The organism is Bacillus sp. H1a (assembly GCF_000633475.1).
Taxonomy (GTDB): Bacteria; Bacillota; Bacilli; order Bacillales; family Bacillaceae_G; genus Bacillus_A; species Bacillus_A paramycoides.
The window spans coordinates 35,654-51,028 of the sequence record NZ_AYMH01000054.1; the positions used below are offsets into that span (position 1 = coordinate 35,654).

The 15,375-nt window shown below is 36.8% G+C and carries 10 protein-coding genes and 1 pseudogene; all 11 read left to right on the forward strand.

Annotation, left to right across the window (positions count from 1 at the left end):
• The first annotated feature begins 127 nt into the window (after positions 1 to 127).
• The 11 genes and pseudogenes from U860_RS0123770 (at position 128) to U860_RS31905 (ending at position 15,288) form a co-directional block, all read left to right on the forward strand.
• Entirely contained in the window at positions 128 to 1,414 is a 1,287-nt protein-coding gene (locus U860_RS0123770; protein WP_025150467.1) for an FAD-binding oxidoreductase, read from the forward strand.
• Between the two features lie 13 nt (positions 1,415 to 1,427).
• On the forward strand, positions 1,428 to 2,900 hold the full coding sequence (locus U860_RS0123775) for an aldehyde dehydrogenase family protein (RefSeq protein ID WP_025150468.1): 1,473 nt from the start codon (positions 1,428 to 1,430) through the stop codon (positions 2,898 to 2,900).
• Between the two features lie 45 nt (positions 2,901 to 2,945).
• Positions 2,946 to 4,364 carry an MATE family efflux transporter gene (locus U860_RS0123780; RefSeq protein WP_025150469.1) on the forward strand — a complete coding sequence of 473 codons (1,419 nt, stop codon included), beginning with the start codon at positions 2,946 to 2,948 and terminating at the stop codon, positions 4,362 to 4,364.
• Positions 4,365 to 4,410: 46 nt separating this feature from the next.
• Entirely contained in the window at positions 4,411 to 4,692 is a 282-nt protein-coding gene (locus U860_RS0123785) for a cupin domain-containing protein (protein WP_025150470.1), read from the forward strand.
• A gap of 185 nt (positions 4,693 to 4,877) precedes the next feature.
• Positions 4,878 to 6,338, forward strand: coding sequence for a CoA-acylating methylmalonate-semialdehyde dehydrogenase (locus tag U860_RS0123790; protein WP_025150471.1), 1,461 nt, complete (start codon positions 4,878 to 4,880; stop codon positions 6,336 to 6,338).
• A gap of 30 nt (positions 6,339 to 6,368) precedes the next feature.
• A complete protein-coding gene (locus tag U860_RS0123795; protein WP_162791014.1) occupies positions 6,369 to 7,724 on the forward strand; it encodes an aspartate aminotransferase family protein in 1,356 nt (451 codons plus the stop codon).
• A 107-nt stretch (positions 7,725 to 7,831) separates the two neighbouring features.
• Positions 7,832 to 9,451 (forward strand): amidohydrolase, encoded by a 1,620-nt coding sequence (locus U860_RS0123800; protein WP_025150473.1) that lies wholly within the window; start codon positions 7,832 to 7,834, stop codon positions 9,449 to 9,451.
• A 43-nt stretch (positions 9,452 to 9,494) separates the two neighbouring features.
• Positions 9,495 to 10,034: pseudogene (locus tag U860_RS0123805) on the forward strand (Bcr/CflA family drug resistance efflux transporter); the annotation flags it as partial.
• Positions 10,035 to 11,214: 1,180 nt separating this feature from the next.
• Positions 11,215 to 13,017, forward strand: coding sequence for an ATP-binding protein (locus tag U860_RS0123810; protein WP_025150475.1), 1,803 nt, complete (start codon positions 11,215 to 11,217; stop codon positions 13,015 to 13,017).
• A gap of 502 nt (positions 13,018 to 13,519) precedes the next feature.
• Positions 13,520 to 14,233 carry a response regulator transcription factor gene (locus U860_RS0123815; RefSeq protein WP_002172765.1) on the forward strand — a complete coding sequence of 238 codons (714 nt, stop codon included), beginning with the start codon at positions 13,520 to 13,522 and terminating at the stop codon, positions 14,231 to 14,233.
• On the forward strand, positions 14,230 to 15,288 hold the full coding sequence (locus tag U860_RS31905; RefSeq protein WP_025150476.1) for a HAMP domain-containing sensor histidine kinase: 1,059 nt from the start codon (positions 14,230 to 14,232) through the stop codon (positions 15,286 to 15,288). Before U860_RS0123815 ends, U860_RS31905 begins: the two co-directional genes overlap by 4 nt.
• Positions 15,289 to 15,375: the final 87 nt, after the last annotated feature.

Genomic DNA, 15,375 nt, shown 5'->3' on the forward strand with positions numbered 1-15,375 from the left:
AAAACTCTAAAATGGCTATTGACTTGGAGGAAGCTCCAAGTCATATTATTAATTCAATAAGTGTGAATATTTCGAATATTTTTGAGTGTATTGTAACATACATGTCACGAAAGGAGAAGGATTAGCTATGGATAAGATGGATCGAATGGATACTCTCTCATTGTGGACGGCGACTGCAAACAGCTATGACAAAGGAAAACTTCTTGAAGGAAATGAAGAGGCGGATGTTGTCATTATTGGTGCAGGTTTCACAGGTCTTTCTTCTGCATATCATTTGCAAAAATTAGGGAAGAGTGTCATTGTCCTTGAGCAAGAAACAATCGGATATGGCGCAAGCGGTCGCAACGGCGGGATGGTATTGCCAGGCTATAAGCCGACGATGCAGGAGCTTGCCAAGAAGTATGGTGCCGAAGAGGCGAGACAACTTAACGATCTTTCGCTGCTTAGTGTTGAACTAGTTAAAAACATCATCGATGAGCATCAAATCAATTGTAACTTTAGAAAGACAGGCCACATTGTGGCGGCTTACAAAGCTAAGCATTTTGAAGGATTGAAACTTGAAAGCGAATATTTAAACAAAAATTTTGGATATGAATGTAGCGTGCTTAATCGAAGTCAGTTGCATCAAGAAATCGATTCCCCGCAATATTATGGTTGCCTAGTCGACGACTCGAGTTACTCGTTCCAACCACTGAATTATGCAATTGGTTTGGGAGAAGCAGCTAAATCGATCGGTGCAAAAATCTTTGAGCATTCGAAAGCACTATCTATTGAGTACGGCCGAAATAGTGTGAAAGTTGTTACAGAAAAAGGTGCTGTTACAGCGAAAGACATTATTGTTGCTACAGATGGTTACTCCGGAAAAATCATGACTGAATTGAATAAAGGCGTACTGCCAATTTCGGCACGTATTATTGCTACTGAACAGCTTCCAGAATCATTGGTGAATAGCGTCATTCCTAAAGATCGCATGGTTTTTGATACAAGCAGTTTCCTTTACTATTTCAGACGTACACCAGATAATCGGATCGTATTTGGCGGTGGTGACATTCGTCCAAACTTAGGTGATGCTGTTTATCAAAGTGTTTACGATGCCATGGTTAAAATAATGCCAAAACTAGAAGGAAGCAAGATTGATTACAGGTGGGGTGGATTTATCGGCGTGACAATTGATACGTTCCCGGTTATTGGCAGATCTAAAGAAGGCGCATATTTCGCAACGGGTTATACGGGCCATGGTGCGTCTCTCTCAACATTGTTTGGTAAGTTATTGGCACAATGGATCACAACGGGGAGTGCAGGTGGATATCGATTTGAAAAGGAACGCCTCAAATCATTCCCGTTCTATAATCAGAAAACGATGCTGGTCAATATAGCACATATTGGTTTCAAACTAGTAGATATTATTGCATAAAGGAGAGGTGTTTATGGAAATTAACATGTTCATTGACGGGAAATGGGTAGAAGCGTTATCCGGTGATAGACGAAACATTATTAACCCTGCAACCGGAGAGGTTATTGCAACGTCTGCTCATGGATCAGCGGATGATGCGAAGATAGCAATTAAGGCAGCTCGTAAAGCATTTGACAGCGGAATATGGTCGGGTTTATCGGCGGATGAAAGAGCTGACTATTTATATAAAATTGCAGACCGTCTTGAAGAGAAGACAGTTGAAATTGCCCGTTTAGAAACGGCAAATAATGGTAAGGTTATTCGTGCCACAACCTATGTGGATATTCCTGTATCAATTCAATGCTTCCGCTATTATGCAGACTTAATTAAAGGCATGAAAAAAGAATCTTACACTCGCGAGGATGCTTCGGAAATGATTATTATTCATGAACCGATTGGTGTTTGCGGACTTATTGTACCTTGGAATTTCCCGCTTATGTTAGCTGTTTGGCAAATTGCTCCAGCACTTGCCGCAGGGAATACAATTGTAATTAAACCTGCTGATGTCACTCCTGTAAGCGTATACAAATTGTTTGAAATTATCGAAGAAGTTGGGCTTCCTCACGGAGTGGCAAACTTAGTATTGGGACCTGGCTCAAAAGTTGGGAATGAGCTTGCAGAGAGCCATGATGTTGATAAAGTTGCCTTTACCGGTGGAACAACAACAGGCCAAAGTATTATGCGCGCAGCTGCTGGCAATATGAAAAAAATCACACTTGAACTAGGTGGTAAATCTCCACTTATTGTGTTCGACGATGTGGATTTTGAAACCGCAGTTGATAATGCGATGTTTGGTATTTTCCACAATGCTGGGCAAGTTTGTTCAGCGGCATCTCGTTTGCTTGTGCAAGAGACCATTTACGATAAGTTTGTTGAAAGATTGGCCGAGCGTGCGAACAAAATTGTAGTTGGCAACGGAGAAAATGAGAACATTGAAATGGGAGCTCTCACAAACGAATCTCATATGAATGAAGTGTTACATTATATCCAGAGAGGAATCGAAGAAGGTGCAAAATTAGTTTGCGGTGGTCAGCGCTTAACAGAAAATGGGCTTGATCGAGGATTTTTCATCGCACCAACAATATTTGCTGATGTAAATGAGAATATGTGTATTGTTAAGGAAGAGATTTTTGGCCCAGTCCTTGTTGTACAGAAATTTAAAGATGAGGAAGATGCTATCCAAAAAGCGAATGATTCCATTTATGGATTAGCTGGTGCTGTATTTACGGAAGATATGGACCGAGCGAAACGTGTTATTAGTAAATTGCGTGCGGGAATTACTTGGATTAATAGTTATCATCTTGCTTATGTGGAAGGTCCTTGGGGCGGGTATAAGCAAAGTGGAATCGGCAGGGCGCTAGGTACTGTTGGGCTGGAGCATTTTATGGAAACGAAGCAAATCAATATCCACCAGCATGCCAAGCCTGTAGGTTGGTATGCGAATTAATTGAGCTTAACTTGCTATATAAATTATTTATAAGGGGATATGCTCATGAAAATAGTGGACAACCGTCCGTCATCGAAAATAGAGCAACCAGAAGTAATGAATACGCCGGTGGATGATTCAGTGCTGGGAACCAAAAGTATTCCGTTACTATATTTACGGTTTGCTTTGGCAGGAATTATGGCTAACGTAATTCTAGGAGTTGTATCGGTTATCGATGGCTTTTTCGTCAGTGGCTTTCAGGAGCTAGAAATCGAAGGGATCGGAATTGGATTTACGGTCATGGTTATTACCCGTATGATTGGTGTTCTTTTGGGTGTAGGAGCCGGAGCGGTCATTTCACTTCGACTGGGGAAAGGGAAGATAGAAGAAGCTAGAGGTATTATGGGGCAAACTTTATGGTTTACTCTTTTCCTTTCTTCTTTGTTAGCTATACTTGGGTTGGTCTTTGAAAAGGATATTATGATTTTATTCGGAGCAAGTGATGAAGCGCTTCCGTATGCGGTGCAATATAGCCGACTGCTATGGATTTCGTTGCCATTAACGATATTAGCTGTTGTATTAAGTATTTTAACTAATATCGATGAAAAACCTATATTATCAATGAACAGTTGGTTAGTCGCAGCAGTTGTTGCTGGGATTGCAGAATGGATTATGGTAACGAAGTATGACATGGGGATGATGGGTTCTTCATGGGCTAATACGATTTCGCAATCAATTCCTGTTCTCTTAATCTTTTATTTCTGGTTTGGTAAAACAAAACTTAAGCCAAAAATGAAAGATATGATGATTAATCTCAAAAAGATTGGTGAAGTAGTTTGGACTGGATTTGCATCTTTTTCGAGTCAGTTCATGATGTTTATTGCAATTATTTTCACCAACAACTTACTGCAAAGTTACGGTGGTGGTCTACATGTTGCAGCTTTCACGATTCAAAACGGTTACATTACCAATCTACTTGCCTTAGCAGCGCTCGGCGGGATGACAGGACTCCAACCGATTATTAGTTATAATTACGGTGCAGGAAACCTTGATCGTGTGAAACAAGCAATTAAGATGGGACTCATTTTTACAGTTTCCTTCTTTGTAGTTGTGACAGCTATACTAATCATTTTTGCAGATCCAATTGTGTCATTTTTTTCTGGTGGTAATGCTGAATTGCAGAAACTGGGTATTTGGACGACAGTTGTATTTAATTGTCTGTTTACACTTAGTGCAGTCAGCTTACTTATCTCTGGTTATTTCGAATCACAAGAGAGAAACTGGTCGGCAACGTTTATTAGTGTAAGCAAAATATTGTTGTTCATGTTACCATTTCTATTTGTTTTCCCGAAATACTGGGGTGTAGAAGGGGTATGGTACGCTGCTCCTGCTGCAGAAATCCCAGGTGTTCTCATTGCCATATATTTTATGAAAAAAGAGTTTAAACGTTTAAAAGATCCAAATGTTAAGCCGGTAGATTTATAGGAACGTATTCTGTCAAAATTACCAATTAGAAAGAGAGGGAATTATCATGTTTTTTGCGAAAAAACTTACAGCAGAAGAAGCTGAGCAACTAGGTGCCTACACATGGGAACCATGGGTAGGCGAACCGAATAAAGGAACGTGGCATGTAGAAGAACAGGAAGTTTTCTATGTGACAGACGGTGAAGTGTTTATTACTGTTGATGGGAAAAAATATCATATTACAAAAGATTGGGTTGTTTCCTTGGCTAAGGATCTTGTTTGTGAATGGGATTGCCCAGTATTTTTGAAAAAGAATTATAAGATGAACCACGAGATTATTCTGAAATAATGTGAACTGGGGAGTGGACAAATGCTAAGCAGATGACTGCTCCTGCGTGTGAAATGGATAAGAAATTTAGATTAGTAATGTTGAAGAAATATATGTAAATAAGTTTACATACCGTCTAATGAATGCGCTTTCTTTTTTCGGGCGTAATAACATAGGATGGTTATCTGAAAATAGGGGGTTTCACCATGGTAGTAACGAAAAATGTACAAACGTTGAAAAATTATATTGGCGGACAATGGATAGAATCCACAAGTAAGCATGTTGAAGATGTACCAAATCCAGCAACAGGAGAGATTATTGCTCGTGTACCTCTTTCGACTAAAGAAGATTTAGATAGAGCTGTAGCAACTGCGAAAGAAGCTTTCAAAACATGGAGAAAGATAGCTGTGCCTAGGCGTGCTCGGATTTTATTTCGCTATCAACAGCTATTGATTGAAAACTGGGAAGAATTAGCTAAACTCGTTACCTTGGAAAATGGAAAAAGTTATCAAGAAGCATACGGTGAAGTGCAGCGGGGGATTGAATGTGTTGAATTTGCCGCAGGCGCTCCAACTTTAATGATGGGAGAGCAACTTCCCGATATTGCTACAGGTGTTGAATCAGGGATGTATCGTTATCCGATCGGAGTAATCGCAGGAATAACGCCATTTAATTTTCCGATGATGGTTCCATGTTGGATGTTTCCACTTGCGATTGCATGTGGAAATACGTTTGTATTAAAACCATCTGAAAGAACACCGTTATTGGCTAATCGTATAGCCGAACTATTTAAAGAAGCAGGTCTTCCAGATGGAGTACTAAATGTTGTGCATGGTGCACATGACATCGTTAATGGCATTCTTGACAATGAGGATGTGAAGGCTGTATCTTTCGTTGGTTCTCAACCAGTCGCTGAGTATATTTATAAAACAGCAGCAGCTAATGGCAAACGTGTACAAGCTCTTGCAGGGGCAAAAAATCATTCGATCGTATTAAAAGATGCGGACCTTAGTTCTGCAGCGAAAGAAATTACAAATGCTGCTTTCGGTTCAGCCGGTGAACGATGCATGGCGGCGGCTGTTGTTGTAGTGGAAGAAGATGTTGCAGATGAGCTCGTTAATAGACTGCTTCAAGAGGCTAATGCTATTACGATGGGTAATGGATTGGAAGAAGATGTTTTCCTTGGCCCCGTTATTCGTGAAGGACATAAAGAGCGAACACTTGGATACATTCAATCTGGTGTAGAGCAGGGAGCGACACTTATTCGTGACGGACGTGAAGACGATGCAACAAACGATCAAGGTTATTTTGTTGGCCCAACGATTTTTGACAATGTGACACAGGAAATGAAAATCTGGCATGATGAAATTTTTGCACCAGTTCTTTCTGTTGTACGCGTAAAAGACTTGATGGAAGCAATTCATGTTGCTAATGCATCGCCATTCGCAAATGGTGCATGCTTGTATACCGATAGCGCTAAAGCCATTCGTGAATTCCGTGAAGAAATTGATGCAGGTATGCTAGGAATCAATCTTGGAGTTCCAGCTCCAATGGCATTCTTCCCATTCTCAGGTTATAAAAAATCATTCTATGGTGATCTCCATGCAAATGGAAAAGATGGCGTAGAATTCTATACTCGCAAGAAAATGCTTACGGCTCGTTATTGAAAGAGTGATGTGAAATTATAAAAGGATAGAATGGAGTTGGTGATTGTGCAAGCGACAGAACAAACACAAAGTTTGAAAAAAGCAGATGAAAAGTACCTTTGGCATGCAATGAGAGGAGCAGCCCCTAGTCCAACGAATTTAATTATCACGAAAGCAGAAGGAGCATGGGTGACGGATATTGATGGAAACCGTTATTTAGACGGTATGTCTGGTCTTTGGTGCGTGAATGTTGGATATGGCCGAAAAGAGCTTGCAAGAGCGGCTTTTGAACAGCTTGAAGAAATGCCGTATTTCCCTCTGACACAAAGTCATGTTCCTGCTATTAAATTAGCAGAAAAATTGAATGAATGGCTTGATGATGAATACGTCATTTTCTTTTCTAACAGTGGATCGGAAGCGAACGAAACAGCGTTTAAAATTGCTCGCCAATATCATCAACAAAAAGGTGATCATGGACGCTATAAGTTTATTTCACGCTATCGCGCTTACCACGGTAACTCAATGGGGGCTCTTGCAGCAACAGGTCAAGCACAGCGAAAGTATAAATATGAACCATTGGGGCAAGGATTTCTGCATGTAGCACCGCCTGATACGTATCGCAATCCAGATGATGTTCATACACTGGCAAGTGCTGATGAAATCGACCGCGTCATGACATGGGAGTTAAGCCAAACAGTAGCCGGCGTGATTATGGAGCCAATTATTACCGGGGGCGGCATTTTAATGCCTCCTGATGGATATATGGCAAAAGTAAAAGAAATTTGCGAGAAGCACGGTGCGTTGCTCATTTGTGATGAAGTTATATGTGGATTTGGCCGGACAGGGAAGCCGTTTGGATTTATGAATTATGGCGTCAAACCAGATATCATTACAATGGCAAAAGGCATTACTAGTGCGTATCTTCCTTTGTCAGCAACAGCAGTCAGACGAGAGGTTTATGAGGCATACATAGGCAGTGAAGATTATGATCGCTTCCGCCATGTGAATACGTTCGGGGGAAATCCTGCTGCTTGCGCCTTGGTTTTGAAGAATTTGGAAATTATGGAGAATGAGAAACTCATTGAACGTTCCAAAGAATTGGGTGAACGACTGTTATATGAACTAGAGGATGTAAAAGAGCTTCCAAACGTAGGAGATGTTCGCGGAAAGGGCCTTCTTTTAGGTATTGAACTAGTGGAAGATAAGCAAACAAAAGAACCGGCTGCCATTGAAAAGGTGAACAAAGTCATTAATTCTTGTAAAGAAAAAGGTCTGATCATTGGTAAAAATGGTGACACTGTTGCAGGTTACAATAATATTTTGCAGCTTGCTCCTCCATTAAGCATCACAGAGGAAGACTTTACTTTTATCGTTAAAACAATAAAAGAATGCTTAGCTCAACTTTAATTAATCATTGGTAAAACTCGATAAAAAGTAAGGTGGCATATTGAGAGATATAGCTTTAAATACTGAATGAATTACTCTAAAAGAGTAATTCCGAAAGGGTTGAGTTTATGAAAGCTGATGTTGTATTGATAAATGGAGAAGTTATTACAGTAGACCAAAAGAATACAGTAGCCGAAGCTGTAGCAATAAAAGATAATCGTATCGTAGTTGTTGGTTCAAATCAGGAGGTTAAGAGTTTTATAGGAGAAAAAACGAATGTAATTGACCTGCAAGGAAAAACGCTTCTTCCTGGATTCATTGATTCTCATATTCACCTCATTGCTCATGGTTTGAATCAGTTGTCGGTAAGTTGTAAAGCTGAACATATTGATTCTATCGAGGGCTTGTTAGATGACTTGAAAAAGAAGGCCTTAGAAACTCCAAAAGGCGAATGGATACGTGCTTGGGGCTTTAATGAAACCACTGTGAAGGAAAAGCGTTATCCAACAATCACTGAGCTGGATGAAATTTCAGTTGAACATCCTATTATTGTATCCCGTACTTGCAACCATATAAGCGTGGTGAACAGCAAAGCATTAGAAATTGCGCAAATTAACGAGAACACACCGGATCCGAGTGGGGGAGTTATTGAAAAGAATCAGGCAGGAAGGCTTACAGGGAAGTTAATTGAAGCAGCAAATATGGGGATGAGCGAGGTTGCAAGTTATACAGAAAGTGAAATGATGAAGGCTGTGAAAATTGCATCAGATCATTTCGTTACAGCGGGCATAACAAGTATACATGATGCAGGTGGATTTGGACCTGAGAGTTACCGTTTACTACAACTAGCTGTGAAGAGTAAGGATATTCGTGTCCGAATATATGCAATGATATGTCAGTTGAATAACTCCCATGAATTTGTTAATAAAATGGTCGAAGCTGGTGTGGTAACTGGTACCGGAGATGAGAGATTCAAAGTTGGACCAGCTAAATTATTTACAGATGGAAGTAGTACTGGGCCTACAATTGCAACCCGTGAACCGTACTCTAGTGACTCTAACAATTATGGCATTCTTTATTATAGCGAGGAAGAAATCTATAAAGTTTTAGGTGAAGCGCATAAAAAAGGCTATCAAATCACTGTACATGCACAAGGTGATAAAGCCATTGAAATGTATTTAAATTGTGTAGAAAAGGCGTTGGAGGAGTCACCAAGAAAAAATCACCGTCATCGGATCGAGCATGCGGGAATTTCTTCACCAGATTTACAAGAGAGAATGAAAAAACTCGAGGTGATTCCTATTCCAAATCCTCCATTTCCATATGAATTCGGAGAGATATATGTCGGGCACTATGGTGATCGTGTTAATCACATGTACGCTGTTCGTGATTTTATTGATCGTGGCATCGTGGCAGCAGGTGGATCGGACGCGCCAGTTACTGACTATAATCCTTTATTAGGAATTCATGTTGCTGTAAATAGAAAAAGCCAGTCTGGAATGGAGGTTGGTGCTAATCAATCTATAAGCGTAATGGAAGCTATTAAACTATACACATGGAATGGCGCTTATGCGAGTTTTGAAGAAGAGATAAAAGGAAGCATAGAGGTCGGAAAGTTAGCGGATTTAGTTATATTAAATGACAGCATTTTAAATGTAAATCCAAACCAAATTAAAGATTTAAAAGTAGAAACAACTATTATTGATGGTGAAATTATCTATCAAGAAGAACAATCAGTGAAAATTTAATATATCATAGTTTGCATACCACGTAACTCTTGTAATGTTACGTGGTGTTTTATTTAGCTATTATGCGGAAGCGTCGTTTATCTTTATTGAATACTTTCAGTTATCGCCTAGTATGTATGGATTTCTTGGAATTGTAGTTGCGTCTGCTTCTATTATTGGAGCGAAAGTTTCAAAACGGATACTGCCTATTTATAAACCGGAGAAAATCATATATATAGGTTATATTGTAATGACAGGGGGAGCAGTCATTTTATCTGTTATTACTTCTGTTGGATCAAATCCAAACATACTATATATGATTGGATTTTTAGTAGCGATGTTTATATTGCTACTAGGAATTGGGGTAGCGTTACCTAACTGTCTAAGCTTAGCGTTAGTAGATTTTCAAGATGTCATTGGCACAGCAGGTGCATTGTTTAGCCTAGGCTATTATATAATAGTGACGATGACGATTTGGGGAATGAGCCAGCTTCATACAGGTTCATTAGTAGTCATGCCTCTATATTTTTTAGTTATTGTAGTAATTATGGTAGTTTTCACTCGAGTATTTATTTTGAATGATAGAGCTGAAAATTCTGTTTAAATATATAAAGAGAAAAGAGAGTCTCATTGAAAAATGAGACTCTCTTTTTTATAAAAATTACCATTCATGTTGATAATTTTTAGTACTACAGTTTTACAAAATTTATTTATTGAACAAGAGATTTCTTGAGCAACTGTTTTTTTTATCATCTCCAATAAATTGTGAATATAGTCGTCATGTGGGAGTGTAATGGAATGTTTGCTGTATAAAAATAGGTCGAGTAGATTGTAAATAAAATACTAAATTCATATTTTTAAACAGATTTGTAGATGGAGGAGGTTTGAAATAAGGTTTTATCCAAAAAAACTGATAGTTGGTTTATATTTGGTTTGTATTTGGTTTATGTTTGGTTTATGTATACTTTGCGTTTGTCTTATGTTTGGTTTCATTAATTACAAAATCAGTTACAAAAGTTACAAAAACTATTTTTGTTGTCTAAATAGTCTTATATTACGGAGGAGAGCATGAAAAAAATGTCTTTAGGAGGGGACAAAAAAATTCGGTGAATAAAAATTGTGAATCATTAAAAATGTGTTATTAAACTTGGACATACTCATGTTATGAATCTAATAATGAAGGGGAAAAGTATGAGTAAACCGCTAGCTTTTTAATGAGAACATTATTAACCAGATATTTATGCTCATTTTAAGATGACAGGTATGATGCAACATAAGATTTTGAGATTTGATAGGGATGATGAAACGGTATAACGTTTTAGATTACAACGCTATCAGTAATTGCTTAGTTTGTAAATGTTGATACCATCAGCTAAGTATTATGTTGTAAACGGTAAGCGACTTAGTAAGGATAATAGGGAAATATCGATTGTTTTTTGTTTGTACTATGATTATAAACTAGGTTTATCAGTACGATTTAGAATTAAATAGTTTATATAAAAGTAAGAGGATAATAAGTTTACTTATAGCGTGCCGTTGATTTAGAAAGAAATACAATTGATTTTTATTTAGGTGAAACAAGAAAGTATAAGGCCACGGAGCGTTTTTTAAGAAAGCTTTGCGGTCTTTTTATATTTTATTACTCTATACAAGTACGCGGTTGATCCTATGGTATTTCAGAACAAGATCATCATTGTAATAGGTAATTGTTTATTGCTTCTAGTTGGAAAATTTATATGGGGAGTCTTAAAGATATAGTAAATATAAAGGAGATGGGTTAAATAGTGAAATACACACTTAAAGATCTTATAAATATAAATGAGTTTAAGAATATAACAGAGCAATTTTATAATTTAACTAAAGTTCCATTCTGTCTCCTTGATAATAATCAAAATGTTATATTTTCCAAAGGTGACCCTTTTTTTCATAATCAGAAAGTCCAATTGCCCCAAGAAATGCATATTCCCATCATTATTGAGCAGGAGCATATAGCAACCTTTGTTATAGGAACAAGTATTAATAAAGAGGTTATTGCGGATTCTCATATAACACATTTTAAATGCATTGCAAATCTAATTGAAGAGATGGCAACACAACAATTACACCTTAAAAAATTTCATGAAAAAGATTCACAAATAAAGACGATAACAAATCATGAAGAAAATTGTTTAGGCAGTGTATTACAAAATATGCCGATTATGATTAATGCTATTGATGAAAAAGGAAATATTATTATGTGGAATCGGGAATGTGAATTAGTAACTGGATATAATGCAGATGAAATAATTAACAATCCAAAAATGATGGAATTGCTACACCCTCATAAACCTTATAGAAATCAGTTATGTAACGAGTTGTTGCATAATGGTCACGAATCTAGAGATTGGGAGGTGAATATAACATGTAAAAGTGGAGAGATAAAAACTATTATGTGGTCAAACATTTTACATAGTATTCCAAATTTAGGATGGAGTATTGGAGCAATTGGAATTGATATAACTAAGCGTAAGAGGATGGAAGAAAAACTTAAACAAACCTCGACTGAACTAGAATTAATTTTTAAAGCAATTCCTGATTTTTATTTTTTGTCAGAACTTGATGGGACCATTAAGGATTGTAAAGTTAATGCTATATCTAAATTTTATGTTCCAATTGAAGAATTTATAGGGAAGAAATTCCAAGAGATATTACCAGTTCCTATCATAAAGCAATTTGAGAAGGCTATTAATCAAATAAAAACTTCATCCGCTCCTGTATTAATAGATTATTCTCTACAACTAGATGATGAAATTTATTATTTTGAAGCAAGACTTTTACCGCTTTTTGAGGATAAAATTATGATTATTGTACGTGATATTACAGAGCGTACAATAACGACGGAATTATTAAAGAAATCAGATACCCTTAATGCAGTAGGGCAATTGGCAGCTGGGATCGCTCATAAAGTTCGTAACCCATTAACAGTAATTAAAGGGTTCATGCAATTATTGCAACAGGAAGTAGGGAAGGATAAAGAATATTTAAGCCTAATACTTTCTGAAATCAGTAGTATAGAAAAAGTTATTCAAGAATTTTTATCTATTGCAAAACCGAATGCTGCAGTATTTGAACCAAAAAACCTTTGTACTATATTAGATAATGTAGTCGACTTAATAAGTACACAAGCAATTATGAAGAATATTCGTATTGCATTAAATATGGATGTTGAAAACTTATTGGTTGAGTGTTGCGAAATTCAATTAAAACAAGTTTTCTATAGTATTTTACAAAATTCTATTGAGGCTATACAAAATGGTCAAGAAATCATCATTAACGTGAAAAAACATAATAGTACCGAGGTTAAGATTTGCATTTTAGATAAAGGAGTAGGTATTCCTTCAGAAAGAATTAAAAGACTAGGTGAACCTTTTTATAGTACAAAAGAAAAGGGGACGGGTGTTGGGCTCATGATGAGTTACCGAATTATTGAAAGTCATGGTGGAAAAATAAGTATAAAGAGCCAAGTTGGGAAAGGAACTACTGTTACTCTGTTTTTTCCAATATATAACGGTGACTCAGTTGGTGATGTTAGTGCAAATAGCATGTAATCATAACTAGCAAATAAATCTCTGAAAATGAAAGATCAAGCTATTATCTTGTAGAAACATAGGTGGTCTGAAGTAATATGATCAGGCAAAGAAAAATGGATTTAATAGGGATAATGTAACTTGAATCTGAAGTACAACTCCTAGTTTCAGTAGACGTTATATTTTATGCATAGAAGTAAGAGGCTCCTTTCAAAATTCACTTAAAAAGTTAGATTGATAATTCATAATGTAACGGAAGATAAAAAATTAATTTAGGGAAAAGAAGGTTGCTCTAAATACCATTTAGGTTAAGTTGCATGTATATCTAAAAAGTGAAAAGTTTCTTTTTCTTAGCTATTGAAAAAGAAACTTTTTTACTTGAGTGATAATTTTTTATGATATTTGTGAAAGGGTTTTGTTATATTTTTGAAAGGAAAATGCAATGTATATAAACTAATATGAACTTACGCATATTGATTTTATATCAATCGCCATTGATGAAGGAACCGAGGAGACTTAATGTATGAAAACAAGAATTGCAATTATAGAAGATGAAGATAGTATACGAGAGATATGTAAACGGTACTTAGAAAGAGAAGGGTATGAAGTATACACTGCTGTGAACGGAACAGAAGGATGGAATGTATTTCAACAATTTCAACCAGATTTAATTATTTTAGATTTGATGATGCCAGGAAAAGATGGATGGGAACTATGTGAGGAAATTCGCCAACATTCCAATGTGCCGATTATTATGTTAACCGCGAGAGGAGAAGAAAGAGAGCGGATTTTAGGATTAACAATGGGGGCGGATGATTATGTAACAAAACCCTTTTCACCTCGTGAATTAGTATTAAGGGTACAAATTATATTAAGAAGAGGAAGTCAAGTAACAATTCAAGGAATAGAGTCTGCATCAGGAATGATAGAGTTTCTAGATTTGAAAATTGATCCAACAAAAAGACGTGTATTTGTTTGTCAATATGAAATAGAGCTAACGGTGAAAGAGTTTGAGGTGCTTTATCTCATGGCAAAGCATCCTAAACAGGTGTTTTCACGGTCTCAACTTCTTGAACAAATTTGGGGATTTGAGTATGAGGGCTGTACAAATGCAGTAACTGTATTAATGAGTCGTTTACGTGAGAAGTTGGAGAAGCATACAACAAAGAACCGTTGGGTTCATACGGTTTGGGGCATCGGTTATTGTTTCGAACCAGATGGAGGAAACGATAAATGAAGTTACGATATCAACTTTTATTGATGAATTTATTAAGCACGGGTATCATGGTAATTTCTATATGGTACAGTGAAAGGCAAATGTTACTTAGACCAGAACAGACACGATTATTAATAGTAATAGTAATTGTAGCCATGATTATTTCTACGATTATTTATTGGTTAATGACACGTCCTATTATGAGATCTATTCAAAATTTAATTGCCTTAACCAAACAATTTAGTGATAGACAATTTGGAACGATGTACATAATAGGGAAAGAACCGGAAGAGTTTAAAGAATTAGCGGAAGCTTTTCAAGAAATGGCCAAAAAGTTAGACGAAAGCTTTGCTAAATTAGAAAAAGGAGAAAAAGCACGTACAGAGCTGATTGCGAATATTTCCCACGACTTACGAACACCCATGGCTAGCATACAATTGATGATAGAAGCGTTACAAGATGGATTAATTGAAGACCCTGATATGAAACAACAATATTTAAAGACAATCCTAAATGATATACAACGATTAAGTGGATTAATTAATGATTTATTTGACCTTTCTAAGTTAGAACTTGGACAAGAAGTTTTTCATCCAAGTTTAATACATGTAGATAGTATTCTATTAAAAGTAATAGATTCACATGATATCTTATTGCAAGATAAAGAGATTGATTTGCAATTGCACGTTTCTGAGACATTACCACGAATTTGGATTATGCCATGTAAAATAGCTCGAGTTATTAATAATTTGTTGCATAATGCGATTCGGCATTCTCCTACATGTGGAGCAATCGAATTAATTGTAGAGGAAAATAAACAGAAGCAGCAAGTTCAATTCACTTTGTGTGATGAAGGAGAAGGGATTTCTCCGGATGATCAATTGCGTATATTTGACCGTTTCTTTAGAACGGATCCATCAAGAAGTTCACAATCCGGAGGTTCTGGGCTTGGTTTAGCCATTGCAAAATCGCTAGTTGAACTGCATAAAGGACAAATTGGTGTTCGGGATCGCCAAGACGGGAAACAGGGATGTGAATTTTGGTTTACTCTTCCTGTTACATCAGAGAAGAAATGAGGCGGTTGAAAGACTTTTGTAACATTTACGAAAGTGAATTGAAAGATATACATAATAAGATGACTGTATTGAAGGTAATTATATTTT

What these genes read in the sequence shown, in the direction of transcription:
- U860_RS0123790 (WP_025150471.1), top strand. Translation starts at nt 4,878, where the DNA reads ATGGTAGTAACGAAAAATGTACAAACGTTGAAAAATTATATTGGCGGA.
- U860_RS0123795 (WP_162791014.1), top strand. Translation starts at nt 6,369, where the DNA reads ATGGAGTTGGTGATTGTGCAAGCGACAGAACAAACACAAAGTTTGAAA.
- U860_RS0123800 (WP_025150473.1), top strand. Translation starts at nt 7,832, where the DNA reads ATGAAAGCTGATGTTGTATTGATAAATGGAGAAGTTATTACAGTAGAC.
- U860_RS0123815 (WP_002172765.1), top strand. Translation starts at nt 13,520, where the DNA reads ATGAAAACAAGAATTGCAATTATAGAAGATGAAGATAGTATACGAGAG.
- U860_RS0123770 (WP_025150467.1), top strand. Translation starts at nt 128, where the DNA reads ATGGATAAGATGGATCGAATGGATACTCTCTCATTGTGGACGGCGACT.
- U860_RS0123785 (WP_025150470.1), top strand. Translation starts at nt 4,411, where the DNA reads ATGTTTTTTGCGAAAAAACTTACAGCAGAAGAAGCTGAGCAACTAGGT.
- U860_RS0123775 (WP_025150468.1), top strand. Translation starts at nt 1,428, where the DNA reads ATGGAAATTAACATGTTCATTGACGGGAAATGGGTAGAAGCGTTATCC.
- U860_RS31905 (WP_025150476.1), top strand. Translation starts at nt 14,230, where the DNA reads ATGAAGTTACGATATCAACTTTTATTGATGAATTTATTAAGCACGGGT.
- U860_RS0123780 (WP_025150469.1), top strand. Translation starts at nt 2,946, where the DNA reads ATGAAAATAGTGGACAACCGTCCGTCATCGAAAATAGAGCAACCAGAA.